This window comes from Amycolatopsis arida, from assembly GCF_900115565.1.
Lineage (GTDB): Bacteria > Actinomycetota > Actinomycetes > Mycobacteriales > Pseudonocardiaceae > Yuhushiella > Yuhushiella arida.
The window spans coordinates 1-13,826 of record NZ_FOWW01000002.1; the positions used below are offsets into that span (position 1 = coordinate 1).

Annotated in this window: 14 protein-coding genes; 4 read left to right on the forward strand and 10 right to left on the reverse strand. The window is 74.4% G+C overall.

Annotated elements, in window-relative coordinates:
- The 3 genes from BM051_RS29675 to BM051_RS04845 all read right to left on the reverse strand — a co-directional run.
- A partial coding sequence (locus BM051_RS29675) for a DUF1259 domain-containing protein (protein ID WP_244894466.1) occupies positions 1–427 on the reverse strand: 427 nt, incomplete at its 3' end.
- 179 nt (positions 428–606) lie between these two features.
- A complete protein-coding gene (gene recG / locus BM051_RS04840) occupies positions 607–2,760 on the reverse strand; it encodes an ATP-dependent DNA helicase RecG (RefSeq protein ID WP_092528577.1) in 2,154 nt (717 codons plus the stop codon).
- Positions 2,761–4,371 (reverse strand): DAK2 domain-containing protein, encoded by a 1,611-nt coding sequence (locus BM051_RS04845; RefSeq protein ID WP_092528579.1) that lies wholly within the window; start codon positions 4,369–4,371, stop codon positions 2,761–2,763.
- A 168-nt stretch (positions 4,372–4,539) separates the two neighbouring features.
- On the opposite strand from BM051_RS04845, the gene rpmB reads away from it, so the two are divergent.
- Positions 4,540–4,731: a 50S ribosomal protein L28 gene (gene rpmB / locus BM051_RS04850; protein WP_092528581.1), complete on the forward strand. Its 192-nt coding sequence runs from the start codon at positions 4,540–4,542 to the stop codon at positions 4,729–4,731.
- A gap of 214 nt (positions 4,732–4,945) precedes the next feature.
- On the opposite strand, the gene BM051_RS04855 is transcribed toward rpmB, so the two are convergent.
- The 4 genes from BM051_RS04855 to BM051_RS04870 form a co-directional block, all read right to left on the reverse strand.
- On the reverse strand, positions 4,946–6,193 hold the full coding sequence (locus tag BM051_RS04855; protein ID WP_092528583.1) for a DUF6236 family protein: 1,248 nt from the start codon (positions 6,191–6,193) through the stop codon (positions 4,946–4,948).
- A gap of 16 nt (positions 6,194–6,209) precedes the next feature.
- Positions 6,210–6,887 (reverse strand): uracil-DNA glycosylase, encoded by a 678-nt coding sequence (locus BM051_RS04860; protein ID WP_092528585.1) that lies wholly within the window; start codon positions 6,885–6,887, stop codon positions 6,210–6,212.
- 69 nt (positions 6,888–6,956) lie between these two features.
- Positions 6,957–7,433, reverse strand: coding sequence for a GNAT family N-acetyltransferase (locus tag BM051_RS04865; protein ID WP_092528587.1), 477 nt, complete (start codon positions 7,431–7,433; stop codon positions 6,957–6,959).
- 39 nt (positions 7,434–7,472) lie between these two features.
- Positions 7,473–8,456: a thiamine-phosphate kinase gene (locus tag BM051_RS04870; protein WP_092528589.1), complete on the reverse strand. Its 984-nt coding sequence runs from the start codon at positions 8,454–8,456 to the stop codon at positions 7,473–7,475.
- A 127-nt stretch (positions 8,457–8,583) separates the two neighbouring features.
- Between BM051_RS04870 and BM051_RS04875 the strand changes: the two genes are divergently transcribed.
- Together BM051_RS04875 and BM051_RS04880 are read left to right on the forward strand one after the other, a co-directional pair.
- Positions 8,584–8,817, forward strand: a complete 234-nt coding sequence (locus tag BM051_RS04875; RefSeq protein ID WP_092528591.1) for an Lrp/AsnC family transcriptional regulator — start codon at positions 8,584–8,586, stop codon at positions 8,815–8,817.
- Positions 8,818–8,989: 172 nt separating this feature from the next.
- Positions 8,990–9,505, forward strand: coding sequence for a DUF3515 domain-containing protein (locus BM051_RS04880; RefSeq protein ID WP_092529584.1), 516 nt, complete (start codon positions 8,990–8,992; stop codon positions 9,503–9,505).
- Between the two features lie 357 nt (positions 9,506–9,862).
- Here BM051_RS04880 and BM051_RS04885 read toward each other — a convergent pair whose 3' ends face one another.
- Positions 9,863–10,960, reverse strand: coding sequence for a D-alanine--D-alanine ligase family protein (locus tag BM051_RS04885; protein ID WP_092528593.1), 1,098 nt, complete (start codon positions 10,958–10,960; stop codon positions 9,863–9,865).
- An 11-nt stretch (positions 10,961–10,971) separates the two neighbouring features.
- A complete protein-coding gene (gene pdxR / locus BM051_RS04890; RefSeq protein WP_092528595.1) occupies positions 10,972–12,435 on the reverse strand; it encodes a MocR-like pyridoxine biosynthesis transcription factor PdxR in 1,464 nt (487 codons plus the stop codon).
- A gap of 174 nt (positions 12,436–12,609) precedes the next feature.
- Between pdxR and BM051_RS04895 the strand changes: the two genes are divergently transcribed.
- A complete protein-coding gene (locus BM051_RS04895) occupies positions 12,610–13,302 on the forward strand; it encodes a pyridoxamine 5'-phosphate oxidase family protein (protein ID WP_243859245.1) in 693 nt (230 codons plus the stop codon).
- Here BM051_RS04895 and BM051_RS04900 read toward each other — a convergent pair.
- Positions 13,263–13,742 (reverse strand): cysteine dioxygenase, encoded by a 480-nt coding sequence (locus tag BM051_RS04900; protein ID WP_092528597.1) that lies wholly within the window; start codon positions 13,740–13,742, stop codon positions 13,263–13,265. The genes BM051_RS04895 and BM051_RS04900 overlap by 40 nt on opposite strands.
- Between the last annotated feature and the right edge of the window lie 84 nt (positions 13,743–13,826).

The following is a 13,826-nucleotide window of genomic DNA, read 5'->3' on the forward strand; positions in this document are numbered from 1 at the left end:
CGATACCGTTCGCGTGCAAGGCGTCGGTCACCCGCGGCAACTCGTCCTCGGTGACCACCAGATCACCCATCATCATCGTCTGCCCGTCCGGATAACGGGCGAAAACGACGTAGGAACCCAGTGCCAGGCCCGGTGTGACGGCCACGTCCTTACTTGTCACGGAAAGGTCCCGACGGGGGAAACCGACCCGGTACACCGTGCCGTTCGACAGTGTGCCGCTGCGGCCCAACGCCTCGGCCACACCCTCCCAATCGCTGTCCTGGGTGGTCACCGGTTCCGCGACCGGCCCCCCGCGCGCGTTGGACTGGTGAGCCGGTGGCGCCGCCGAATCTCCCGCACCGGAATCTCCTGGATCGCCGGAGCACCCCGCCACAAGCACGGCCACCCCCATCGCCGCGAGCAGCCGAGCCAGGCTCACCTGCGCCATGACTACCATCTCCCTCAGTCGGCATCCAGATGCAACCATGGTTGCGGTCATGTCGTGAGATCGCAGGCTGAGTACCGGAAGCGCGTGCCGTATCCGCCCTTGCCGCGGCCAGCGTCGCCAAGGCCAGCACCACCGTGACCGCCGAGGTCGGACGCGGCCAGGTCACCGTGCTGACCGGCCTAAGCCTTCTCCAGGTACTCGGCGCGCTCGGCGTCCACCACGTCGTCGACCAGCCGGGCCAGCCCGGGGTGCTCGGCCAGGTCGGGGTCGTCGGCCACGACGCGCTGCGCGCTCTCCCTGGCCCGCGCGATCAGGTCCTCGTCCCGCAGCAGCGACAGCAGCCGCAGCCCGGACTTGCGGCCCGACTGCGCCGCGCCGAGGATGTCGCCCTCCCTGCGCAGCTCGAGGTCCAACCGGGACAGCTCGAAACCGTCCAGTGTGGACTCCACGGCGGCCAGCCGCTGCCGCGTGGTGGTACCGTCTAGCGCCTCGGTGACCAGCAGGCACACCCCCGGCACGTCACCGCGCCCGACCCGGCCGCGGAGCTGGTGCAGCTGGCTCACCCCGAACCGGTCGGCGTCCATGATCACCATCGCGGTGGCGTTCGGCACGTTCACCCCGACCTCGATCACCGTGGTGGCCACCAGCACGTCCAGCTCGCCCGCGGTGAACGCGCGCATCACCGCGTCCTTCTCGTCGGCGGGCAGCCGGCCGTGCAGCACCCCGACCCGCAACCCGGCGAGCGGCCCCTCGGCCAGCTCCGGCGCCAGCTCCAGCACCGCGATCGGCGGGCGCCGGTCGGTCCTGTCCGACGGCGGCTCGTCGCCGATCCGCGGGCACACGACGTACGCCTGGTGCCCGGCGCGGACCTCCTCGGTCACCCGCTGCCACACCCGGTCCAGCCACGCCGGCTTCTCGGCCACCGGCACCACCGTCGTGCCGATCGGCGACCGGCCGACCGGCAGCTCGCGCAGCGCGGAGACCTCGAGGTCGCCGTAGACGCTCATGGCGACCGTGCGCGGGATCGGCGTCGCCGTCATCACCAGCACGTGCGGGCTGGTCGAGTCCGCCCCGCGGGTCCGCAACGCGTCCCGCTGCTCCACCCCGAACCGGTGCTGCTCGTCGACCACCACCAGCCCCAGGTCGGCGAACGACACGGTGTCCTGGATCAGCGCGTGCGTGCCGACCACGATGCCGGCCGCGCCACTGGCCGCGTCCAGGAGGGACTGCTTGCGCTCCTTCGCCGACATCGAGCCGGTCAGCAGGGTCACCCGGGTGGCCACCTCGGGCGCGCCCAGCTCGCCGGCCCGCGCGAGGTCACCGAGCATCTCGCGCAGCGACCGGGCGTGCTGCGCGGCGAGCACCTCGGTCGGCGCCAGCATCGCCGCCTGCCGGCCGGCGTCGACCACCTGCAGCATCGCCCGCAGCGCCACCACCGTCTTGCCGCTGCCCACCTCGCCCTGCAGCAGCCGGTTCATCGGGTGCTCGTCGGACAGGTCCGCGGCGATCGCCGCGCCGACCTCCCGCTGCCCCGCGGTCAGCTCGAACGGCAGCCGCGCCTCGAACGCCTCCGCGACGCCCCCGGCCTTCGGCGGGCACGCCGGCGCGGGCCGGGACAGGGCCGAGTGCCGGCGCTGCGCGAAGATGAGCTGGATGGCGATGGCCTCGTCCCACTTCAGCCGCTGGCGGGCCGTCTCCAGCGCGGCCCAGCTCTCCGGCCGGTGGACGGCGCGCAGCGCGGTGTCGAGGTCGACCAGGTGGTACCGCTCGCGCAGCCACCCCGGCAGCGGGTCCTCCCCCGGCTCGAACGTCGCCAGCACCTGCTGCACGGCGCGGGCGATCGACCACGACGGCATGCCCTGTGCCGCCGGGTACACCGGGATGATCTCGGCCAGGAAGCTGTCCACCGAGGACGGATCGGCGTCCGGGTCGATCAGCTCGTACTCGGGGTTGGCCAGCTGGAGGGTGTTGCGAAAGGCGTTGACCTTCCCGGCGAACAGCCCGGTGCGGCCCGGCCGCAGCTCCTTCTCCCGCCACGCCTGGTTGAAGAACGCGCAGGACAGCCGCCGGTGGCCGTCGGTGATCGTCATCTCCAGGATCGTGCCGTGCCGCGAGCGCATCCTTCGCTTGCTGACGTGCTCGATCCGGGCCATGACGGTCGCGTGCTCGCCGACCTCCAGCCCGGCGATGTCGGTCAGCTCGCCGCGCTCGGCGTAGCGGCGCGGGTAGTGCCGCAGCAGGTCCCCGACCGTCTCGATGCCGAGCGCGGACGACAGCGCCTTGGCGGTCTTCGCGCCGACCAGCGGCGTCAGCCCGTCCCGCAGCCCGCTCATTCACTCCACCCCGATCAACAGCACCGTGTCGGCCTGCCCACTGGGATAGCACACCAGTTCGACCTCCGGTCGCTCGGCACGCAGGCGCTCGGCGAGAACGTCCGCGGTGTCCGCCGGCGCCGCCGCCCCGACCAGCACGGTGACCAGCTCGCCGCCCAGGTCCAGCATCCGGTTCAGCACGGCCGTCGCCGGGCCCAGCAGGTCGGCGTGCCCCGGCTCGATGAGCACCACCTCGCCGTCCACCAGCCCGACGACGTCTCCGGCGTGCACCCGCCCGACCCAGGTGATCGCCTCCCCACTGGCGATCCGCAGCTCGCCGCGCCGGGTGGCCGCCGCGGCCTCCGCCATCGCCACCACGTCGTCGCTGGTGCGCCGGGTGGCGTCGTGCACGGCCAGCGCGGCCAGCACCTGCACCGGCGAAACGCACGGCACCACCACGACGTCGCGGTCGGCGAGCACCGGGTGATCGGCGATCCGGTCGGCCGCCTCGGTGAGCTCCGCGTCACCGGGCAGGACGGTAACGTGCGCGGCGCCGGTCTCGCCGATCAGCCCCAGCAACTCCTCGATGCTCGGCGCGGCGCCCGCGGGCACGGCGAGCACCGGCACGTCCTCCGCCCGGATCAGCTCGGCCAGCCCGGTGCCGCGCACCACGGCCACGACGGCTCGGCTGGCCCGGCTGGCCCGGCTCGCCCCGGCCGTGGTCTCCTCCACCAGCGGCGGGCTGAACAGCGGCTCCACCCGGATCCGGTGCGGGCGTCCGGCGACGAGCCCGGCCTCGATCGCCGCGCCGATGTCGCCGCAGTGCACGTGGACGGCGTGGCTGCCCGCGCCGTCCCCGGCCACCGTCACGCTGTCGCCGAGATCGGACAGCGCCGCGCGCAGCGCCGGCAGTGCGTCCTCGGCGACGCCGTCCAGCAGGTACATGACCTCCCACGCGTCCACCGGACGCGACGGTGCCGGTGGCGCCTGTCGGGGCGCGCAGCCGGCCGCCGCGGTGGTCCGCCCCGACTCGACCGGGTGCCCGGTGACCACCGCGACCAGCGCGTCGAGCACCGCGACCACGCCGCGCGCACCGGCGTCCACCACTCCGGCGGCGGCCAGGACGGGAAGCTGCCAGGGCGTCTCGGGCAGCGCCGCGGCGGCCGCCGACGCCGCCGCGCGGGCCACCTCGGGCACGTCACCGGTGTGGCCGTCCACCGCCGCGGCGGCCGCGTGCAGCACGGTGAGCATCGTGCCGGGCATCGGGTGGGCCACCGCCTCCGCCGCGGCCCGGTCGGCCCTGAGCAGCGCCGCCGCGAGCGCGGGCCCGTCGAGCTCGGCCCGATCGCCGGCCGAGTCGGCCAGCCCACGCAGCACCTGGGAGATGATCACCCCGGAGTTGCCCCGGGCGGCGCGCACGGCGCCCCTGGCCAGCACGCCCAGCGCCGGCCCCGCACCGGCCAGCTCGGTCGCCGCCAGCTCGGCGTGCGCGCCGGAGAGCGTGTGCAACAGGTTGGAGCCGGTGTCGGAGTCGGCGACCGGGTAGACGTTGATCCCGTCGATCTCGTCCCGGAGGTCCTCGAGGATCCGCACGCACGCCGCGGCCCACGCCGTCACCGCCGCCGCGTCCACGCCAGCACCACCCCATCCGCGCGTCACGCCTGTCGAGGGACTCCCGGCAGCGTAACGGCCCCCGGCGACCCCACCGCACCCCACGCCGGCCGCACCGGTTACCCTGTTCTGGCTGCCCGGCGCCGTCGGGCCTGTTCGTTTTCCCTGATCTTTCGAGGAGTGTTCGACGTGGCTGCCGTGTGCGACGTCTGTGGCAAGGGGCCGGGCTTCGGCAAGTCGGTCTCGCACTCCCACCGGCGCACCAGCCGCCGGTGGAACCCGAACATCCAGACCGTCCACGCCAAGGTCGGCCTGTCCCAGCGCAAGCGGATGAACGTCTGCACCTCGTGCCTCAAGGCCGGCAAGGTCGTCCGCGGTTGATGCGAACCCTCGGGTGAGGTGTGTTCGCGGAACACGCTCACCACTGGCCCGCATCAAGTGTCCCGTGGGGGTCGAACCCCCACACCCCCGCCAGGGGGCAAGCCCCCTGGACCCCCAGCCGCTGAGACTCGAGCGGTGATCTCCGGTAGGTCGGGTTACCCGACCCCAAGCCCGCCAGGTTTTGGTCCCTGGCGGGCTTTTTGTCTGGGCGGGGTCAGGCGCGGGTGAGCAGGCGGCGGAAGCGGTCCACCACGCCGCGCGGCTCCAACCGCTCCCGCAGGCCCAGCAGGTAGCCCGCGGCGGTGCGCCGCTGCTGGGCACTTGAGCGCCGCGTGCCAGCCGTCGCGCCCACCAACTGCGCCGCGACGTGCCCGGCCTGGCCGACCACCGGCGGCAGCCCCGCGGCGGTCAACGCCGCGCCGGCCAGCGCGGGCAGCTGCGGCGAGCTCAGGCTCAGCACACCCTTCGCCGGCTCCAGCCCGAGCTGGGTCAGCGCCCGCTCCAGATCGGCGGTAGGCAGGGTCAGCTCCCGCTCGACCAGCAGCTCCAACCGGGCCCGCAGCACCGCCGGATCGGGGATCTCCGCCAGCTCGGCGAACACGGGCGCCAGCGCCTCCAGATGCGCCCGGAACGCGTGGAACTCCCCCGCCAGCGCGCGCCGCGCCTTGATCACCTTCTTCACCGGCACGTGCTCGAGCCCCTTCGGCACCACGGTCCGCACCGCGAGTACCGCATAGCTCGCCGCGACCGCCTCGGCGTCCGGCCGTGGCGGGGCCTTGCCACCGTCCCCACCTGCCTCGTCGGCGAGCAGCACGGCCGCCAGCTCGTCCACGGTCCACCCGCTGAGCGCGCCGTACACGTCGTCCTGGTCGGTGACCGGCCGCATCCGGTTGGCCTCGGCCACCGCGTCGGCCAGCGCCACGCTGTAGACCCGCACCAGCGCGGGATGCATGCCCAGCCACTGCACGGACTCGACCACGGGGCTCGGACCGTCTCCTGGCGGGAACAGGACGCTCTGGTGGAACGGGTGGCCCCACTCCTCGACGGCGAGTCCCGCCGCGACGAGGTCGCGCACCAGCCCTTGGCTCACCTTGTCCAGGTGCAGCCACTCCAGGCTGGACCCATCCGGGAAGATCGGCGGTGCGGCCGCGAAGTAGGCGTCGGCGTCGCCGCCCCGGGACGGGCGACACTCGGGCGGTAGCGCGTATCGCGCCCGCAGCGCGTCGAGGTCGCGCCGCAGGAGCTCCTGGAACGCCGCCGACACTCCCGGCGCGTAGAGCCGCGGGTCGACGTTCACCAGGAAGCCCAGCTCGCCGTTCAGTGCCCGCGCGACCTCCGAGTCGTAGCGAGGCCAGTTCCGGGGCGCCAGCCGGCCGAGCCGCGGCCAGTACAGCGCCGCGGCCTTGAGCCAGGCGTCGTCGCGCACGTGGATGTAGGGGTAGTACAGCGCGAGGTCCGTCACCGGACCATCCTCCGGCTCAGGGCAGCTTCCAGTCCACCGGTTGGGCGCCCTGGCGTTCGAGCAGTTCGTTGGCCCGGCTGAACGGCCGCGAGCCGAAGAACCCGTTGTGCGCCGACAGCGGGCTGGGGTGCACCGACTCGACGCACGGCACCTCGCCGAGCAGCGGCTTGAGTCTGCGGGCGTTGCTGCCCCACAGGATCGCCACGAGCGGGCCGCCGCGGGCGGCGAGCGCGCGGATGGCCTGGTCGGTGACCTCCTCCCAGCCCTTGCCCTGGTGGGAGTTCGGCGCGCCGGGGCGGACGGTCAGCGCTCGGTTCAGCAGCAGCACGCCCTGCTCGGTCCACGGCGTCAGGTCGCCGTTGCTGGGCGGCGGGTGGCCGAGGTCGTCGCAGTACTCCTTGAAGATGTTCACCAGGCTCTTCGGCAGCGGCCGGACGTCGGGCGCCACCGCGAAGCACAGCCCGATGGGGTGGCCCGGCGTCGGGTAGGGGTCCTGACCGACGATGAGCACCCGCACGTCGTCGAAGGGCTGCTGGAACGCCCGGAGCACGTGGTCGCCCGCGGGAAGGTAACGGCGCCCCGCGGCGATCTCCGCCCGCAGGAAGTCGCCCATCGCGGCGATCCGGTCGGCCACCGGTTCGAGGGCCTTCGCCCAGCCTGCCTCGACGATCTCGTGCAGCGGTCGTGCGGTCACGGCCCGCGACTCTAGCAGTGACCGGGATCGCACCGGGCCGGGCGTCGGGTCAGGGAGACCTCGGCGACGTCAGCCCACCAGTGACTTGCCGAAGCAGCGGCTCAGCGGCTCGCACCGGTACACCCCGAAATTGGGGATCGGGGTGTAGCCGGACGAGGTGTAGAGGGCCAACGCCTCGGGCTGGGCCGTGCCGGTCTCCAGCACGGTCCGGAGCCGGCCGGCCGCCCTGGCGGTGCGCTCCAGCTCGGCCAGCATCGCCCTGGCGTGACCGCGGCCGCGGGCCTCCGGCACGACGTACATCCGCTTGAGCTCGGCGTCGCCCTGCCGGAACTCCGGCTCGGGGCCGTCGTGCGCCCGCCATCCGCCGCACGCGACCGGCACGCCGCCGGCGTACCCGACGAGGAACAACCCGCGCGGCGGGGCGAAGTCGGCGGGGTCCACCGGGGTCTCGTCGGGGCCGCCGTAGCGCACCACGTACTCCTGCTGCACCTCGGCCATCAGCTTGGCCGCGTCGGGGTCGTCGTAGGGCACCACACGGATCTCCACGACCGCACGGTAGCCGAACGGCCGGCCGCGTCCGAGTGGCTAGCGCCAGTGCTCCCAGCCGGCCGGGCCCTCGTAGGGGCGGCCGTCGACGGTGACCCCGGTGTCCGGCATGAGCACCGTGCCGATCTGGTACCAGCCCTCCGGCAGGTCGGCGTAGGACGGGAAGGTGGCGGCCAGCGCGTGGTCCTCCCCGCCGGTGAGCACCCAGTGCAGCGGGTCGGCGCCGAGCGCGGAGCCGACCTCGACCAGCCGCTGGTCCACCCGCAGCCGGTCGGTCAGCACGTCCAGTCCGACGTCCGAGGCCTTCGCGATGTGCCCCAGGTCGGCCAGCAGCCCGTCGGACACGTCGATCATCGCGGTGGCGCCGGCGACCGCCGCGGCGGGGCCGGCCGCGTAGGGCGGCTCCGGGTAGCGCTGGGCGTTCACGACGCCGACCGGGGAGCGGAAGCCGCGGCCCAGCACGGCGAGCCCGGCCGCGGCCCAGCCGAGCCGGCCGCAGACCGCGAGGACGTGCCCGGGGCGGGCGCCGGAGCGGGTCACCGGGGCGCGCCCGCCGAGGTCACCGAGCGCGGTGACGCTCACCACGATCTGGTCCGCGCGCACCATGTCGCCGCCGACGATGCCCACCCTGGCCCGCGCGGCCTCCGCCCACATGCCCGCGGTGAGGCCGGTGACCAGCTCGGTGGGCGTCTCCGGCGGGCAGGCGAGGCCGACCAGCACCGACGTGGGCGTGGCGCCCATCGCGGCGATGTCGGCCAGGTTCACCGCCACCGCCTTGCGGCCGACGTGCTCGGGAGTGGACCAGTCGGTGCGGAAGTGCACGCCCTGGACGAGGACGTCGGTCGTGGCGACGGTACGCCCGTCCGGCGCGGCCACCACCGCGGCGTCGTCGCCGGGGCCGAGCAGCGTCGTCGGCGGCTGGACGCGGCCCTCGGTGATGGCCCGGATCAGCCCGAACTCGCCAACCCCGGCGACCGTGTCCCGGCCGGGTTCGCCGTGCTCTGTCCTGTTCTGCGTCGACACGCCTCCACCTTCGATCACCGACAGTCGGATCCCCGATGTTTGCCTGGCCGCGGTAAGTTCCTGCGGGCTATCGTCCTATGCGGCCCATGAAACACCGAGCACATCCATCGAGACGAAGGGGCGCGCCGTGGTTCACGCGTACATCCTGATCCAGACCGAGGTCGGCAAGGCCGCGACCGTGGCCGCCGAGATCGCCACCATCCCGGGCGTCACCAGTTCGGAGGACGTGACCGGGCCGTACGACGTCATCGTGCGCGCGGCCGCGGACAATGTGGACCAGCTGGGCCAGCTCGTGGTGGCGAAGGTGCAGAACGTGGAGGGAATCACCCGGACGCTGACCTGCCCGGTGGTGCACCTGTAGCGCGTGCTGTAGTGGAGCCGTGACGGAACCCACCGAAACCGACCCCGCCGGCCCCGGCCGTGCCACCGGCGGCAAGGACGGCGCCGGCAAGGACAGCGTCGACAGCGAGAGCGCCAACAGCGAGAGCGCCAACAGCGAGAGCGCCGACAGAGAGAGCGGAGCCCCGCCGCGGGTGCTGATCGTCGTGGCCGCGGTGCTGGCGGTGGCGCTCGCCGTGGGCGTCGCGGTGCTCGGCCTGCTGACCGGTGGCACCGAGGACCCGGTCGCCGGCGATCCTGGCCCGCTGCCGCTGGTGCCCGTGCCGGCGCCGCAGGCCGCCGCGCCGGAGTGTGGCGAGCTGATCCAGGCCCTGCCCGAGCAGCTCACCTCGGCCGGCACCCCGCTGGACCGGCGGACGCTGGCCGAGCCGGCGCCGCCGGCGACCGTGGCCTGGGGGCGCAACGACCCGGTGGTGCTGCGCTGCGGACTGGCCCGCCCGCCGGAGCTGGTGCCGAACGCCACGCTGCGCGAGATCAACGGCGTGCGGTGGCTGCAGGTACCCGGCGAGGGCGCGGCCACCTGGTACGTCGTCGACCGGGAGGTCTACGTGGCACTCACCGTGCCCGAGGGCGCCGGGACCGGGCCGCTGCAACAGGTCTCCGACGCGGTGACCGCGACCCTGCTCCCGGTTCCCGTCCGCACCGGCTGACCTGGCGGCAGCGGGACGAAACCAGCCTTGGAAGCCCGCCGTCAGCGCGAGACCGGGCGAGGCCAGCACGAATCACCCGAGCACTCCCTGGCTGTCCCGGGCCGCTCCGGCCACGGCGACACCACGGCCGGCGACGGGGAACGGCGACGGTGATCCTGCCGATCGCGGTCGCCATGCCGCGCACCCCGAACTCCGGCCCGGCCCCGCTCCGGCCCGCCGACACCCTGGACGCCCTTCCCGCGATCGTCCAGATCGCACGCGACGCCGGCCTCCAGGTGACCCTCGACGACCTGTCCGGTCGCGCTGACCTTCGCCGACGGCGGGCGGCACCGCCGAGCGAAGCCGACCGCGGCGGGGTCAGCGCAGCCCGGTGCCTCGGGCGACGGCCGTGTCGATCAGGGTGCTCAGCAGGGTCGAATAGTCCACTCCGGTCACCGCCCAAACCTTGGGGTACACCGAGGTCGTGGTGAAGCCGGGCATGGTGTTGACCTCGTTGACGGTCAGCTCGCCGCCGGCACCGACGAAGAAGTCCACCCTGGCCAGTCCCTGGCAGTCCAGCGCCGTGAACGCCCGCACGGCCGTCGCCCGCAACCGCTCGACCACCTCGTCGTCCAGTTTGGCCGGAATGTCGAGCTCCAGCCGGTCGTCCAGGTACTTGGCCTCGAAGTCGTACCATCCCTCGCCGTGCTCGGCCGACACTCGGATCTCCGCCGGCAGCGAGGCCTCCACCCGGCCGTCCGGGAACTCCAGCACCCCGCACTCCACCTCGCGGCCCACCACCGCGGCCTCCACGAGGACCTTCGGGTCGGTCCGCCGGGCCAGCGCGATGGCCTCGTCCAGGTCGGCCCAGTCGGTCACCCGGCTGATCCCCACCGACGACCCGGCCCGCGCCGGCTTGACGAACACCGGTAGGCCCAACCGCTCCCGGTCGTCCTCCCCCGGGGTGGACTGTCCACGCCGGACGGTGGCGTAGCGGCCCACCGGGAGCCCCTCGGCGGCGAGCAGCTTCTTGGCGTACTCCTTGTCCATCGCGGCGGCACTGGCCAGCACACCGGCCCCGACGTAGGGGATCCCGGCGAGCTCGAGCATCCCCTGGATCGTGCCGTCCTCGCCGAAGGCGCCGTGCAGCAACGGGAACACCACGTCCACCCCGGCCAGTGTCGCGCCGCGGGTCTCCGGCGCCAGGCTCACCAGCTCGCGCCGGGTGGGGTCGCCGGTGAGCACCAGCTCCGCCCCCGCGGACACCGTGGGCAGCTCCCGCCCGCGGATCCGCAACGCCTCCGGGTCGTCGGTGCCGGCCACCCAGCGACCCTCCGGCGTGATGCCGATCGGCACGACCTCGAACCGCTCGCGGTCCAGGTTCGCCAGGACGCTGCCCGCGGAGACGCACGAGATCGTGTGCTCGCTGCTGCGGCCGCCGAAGACGACCGCCACTCGGGTCTTCCGTGCGCTCATGGCCGGTCACCCTACCGGGCGCTCGGTCCGCTCCCGCCGCCCGCGCCGAGCGGCGTACCGGCGCCCGCACCGCCCAGCAGCTCGACCAGCACGTCGAGCGCGTCCCGCAGTGCCTTCCTGCCGCACCCCGAGTACCCGATCGCGATGCCGTGCGCGGTGGGCTCCCCGGCGAAGTGCCGGCACAGGCCGTCGAGCAGGATGCCCCGCTCCCGCCCGGCGGCGACCAGCTCCCGCTCGGCCCCGGCCGACGGCAGCGGCACCACCAGGTGCGCCCCCGCGTCGTCGCCGAGTACCGGAATCCGCGCGGCCCGCAGTGCGCTGGTGAGCATCGTCCTCCGCTCGGACAGCTCCCTGCGCAGCTTGCGCAGGTGCCGACCGAGATCGCCGTGCCGGGCCAGCTCGACCAACACCCGCTGCCCGGCCGGCGCGGGCCGCGTCCCGGTGCGGTCGCGGTACTCCAGCACGACCGAGGTCACCGCCGGTGGCGCCACCATCCAGCCCGCGCCCAGCGTGGGGGTGAGGATCTTGCTGGTGGTGCCGAGGTGGGCCACCACGTCCGGGGCGAGCGCGGCCAGCAGCGGCAGCGGGGCGACGTCGAACCGCAGCTCACCGTCGTAGTCGTCCTCGACCAGCAGGAACCGCCCCGCCCGCGCGCGCTCCACCAGCTCGACCCTGCGCGCGGCGCTCATCCGCCCGCCCATCGGGTACTGGTGCGCCGGCGAGCAGTACACCGCCCGCACCCCCGGCGGTAGCGCGTCCGGCCGCAGCCCCTCCCCGTCCACCGCCACCGGCGCCACCCGCACGCCGGCCGAGCGGAACGCGTGCACGGCGCGCTGGTACCCCGGTTCCTCGACGGCCACCAGGTCGCCGTGCCGCAGCATCGCGTTGGCGAGCTCCACGACGGCCGCCGTGGTGCCGCCGGTGGCCAGCACCGAGTCGGCCCCGGTGTCCAGGCCGCGGTGCCGCAGCAGGTGCTCGGCGACCACCGCGCGGTACTCGGGCAGCCCGGCCCGCTGCGCGGTGGACAGCGGCGGCGCGTCGGCTGCGGCCCGCCACGCCCGGCGCCACGCGGCGCGGTCCAGCCCCTCCGCCCACGGCTGGCCGAGGGTCAGCTCGAGCAGGTCCGGTGTGGAGTCCTCGGGCTCGACCACCGCGCGGCGCTCGGGCCGGCCGGCCGGCGGGGAGGTGGTGACGTAGGTGCCCGAGCCGTGCCGGCCGGCGATCCAGCCCTCGGCGTGCAGCTGCTCGTAGGCGGCCGAGGTGACCGTTCGGCTCACCCCGAGCCGGCTGGCCAGCGCGCGGGTGGAGGGCAGCCGATCACCGCCGCGGAGGTGGCCGTTGGCCGCGGCGTCGCGCAGGGCGTCGGCCAGCTGCACGGCCAGCGGTACACCGGACACGCGGTCCAGGCGCACCGGCAGCGCGGTGTCGGCCCGCGCCGCACCGATCGGCTTCGCCGTGCCCGCGGGCTTCGCCATGCCGACCTCCCCGAGAGTGGCCTTTCAGGATTCTACGATGGTGGCCATTCCATGATGCCACTCCTCCCGGCGACGCTGAAACGCATGACCGAGGAGCTCGTGACCGAGGAGCGCGCGACCGAACCGACCGCTCCGCCGTTGACGGAACAGTCGACGCTGACGGCGCTGACGGCGCTGACGGCGCTGTCGCCGACATCCCGTACCCGGCTGGGCCGCAGGCGCGAGCGGGCCGCCACCGACCGTGCGGCGCTGTACGACATCCTGGACGAGGCGCTGGTCTGCCACCTCGGGCTGGTGCTCGACGGCACCCCGGTCGTGCTGCCCACCGCCTACGGCCGCGACGGCGACACCCTGTACCTGCACGGCTCCACCGGCGCGCGGAGCCTGCGCGCGGCGGGCGGCACCGACCCCGCCGAGGTGTGCGTGACCGTCACCCTGCTGGACGGGATCGTCTACGCCCGGTCGGTCAACGCGCACTCGATGAACTACCGCAGCGCGGTGATCTACGGCCGGTCGCGGGTCGTCACCGGCAGGACCGAGAAGCTGCACGGGCTGCGGGTGCTCACCGACCACCTCGCCCCCGGCTCCTGGGAGCACGCCCGCGACGTCAACGCCAAGGAGCTCGCCGCCGTCACGGTGCTCGCGCTGGATCTGGCCGAGGCGTCGGTGAAGGCCCGGGCCGGCGCGGCCGGCGACGAGCCAGAGGACATCGCGGCCGGCACCGCGTGGGCCGGGGTGCTGCCGGTGCGCACCGCCTTCGGCGACCCGGTGCCCAACCCCGACCTTCCGGAGGGCATGCCCGTGCCGGCCCACGTGACCGGCCGCGCTCAGCGGGGCACCGGGCCGTCCAGCGGGTCGAGCGCGTAGGGCCGCAGCGTGCGCCCGCCGGCGCGGTAGACGTGCAGGCTCACCGCGGGGTCCACGCCGTCGTTGCGCACCTCGTGCACGTAGCCCGGTCCGAACACCCGGGACTGCCCTGCCGCCAGCACGCGGCGGCTCTCCCGCACCCGCCCCTCGGTGGTGCGGCGCACCACCAGCTCGGACAGCTCGCCGCTGACCACGGTGAACGCGCCGTCCACCCTGCCGTGGTCGTGCAGGCCGGTGCCCTGGCCGGGCAGCCAGCTCATCAACCACACCTCGCCGGCCTCGGTGCGGGAGACCAGCACGGCGAAGCGGCGCTCGGGGTCGTAGCGGAGCAGGTGGGCCCAGCTGGCCCGGTCGGCGGCGTGGGCCAGCGCGACCCGGACCGGGTGGCGCAGGGCGGGGTTCTCGGCGACGGCGACGGTGTTGGCCGGAACGGCGAACATGGTGGTGTCCTCTGGGGTGATCGGGAACTGGTCGGGCTGGGGTGGATCACCGACAGGGACACAGCGCGCTGGCGACCCGGCGCA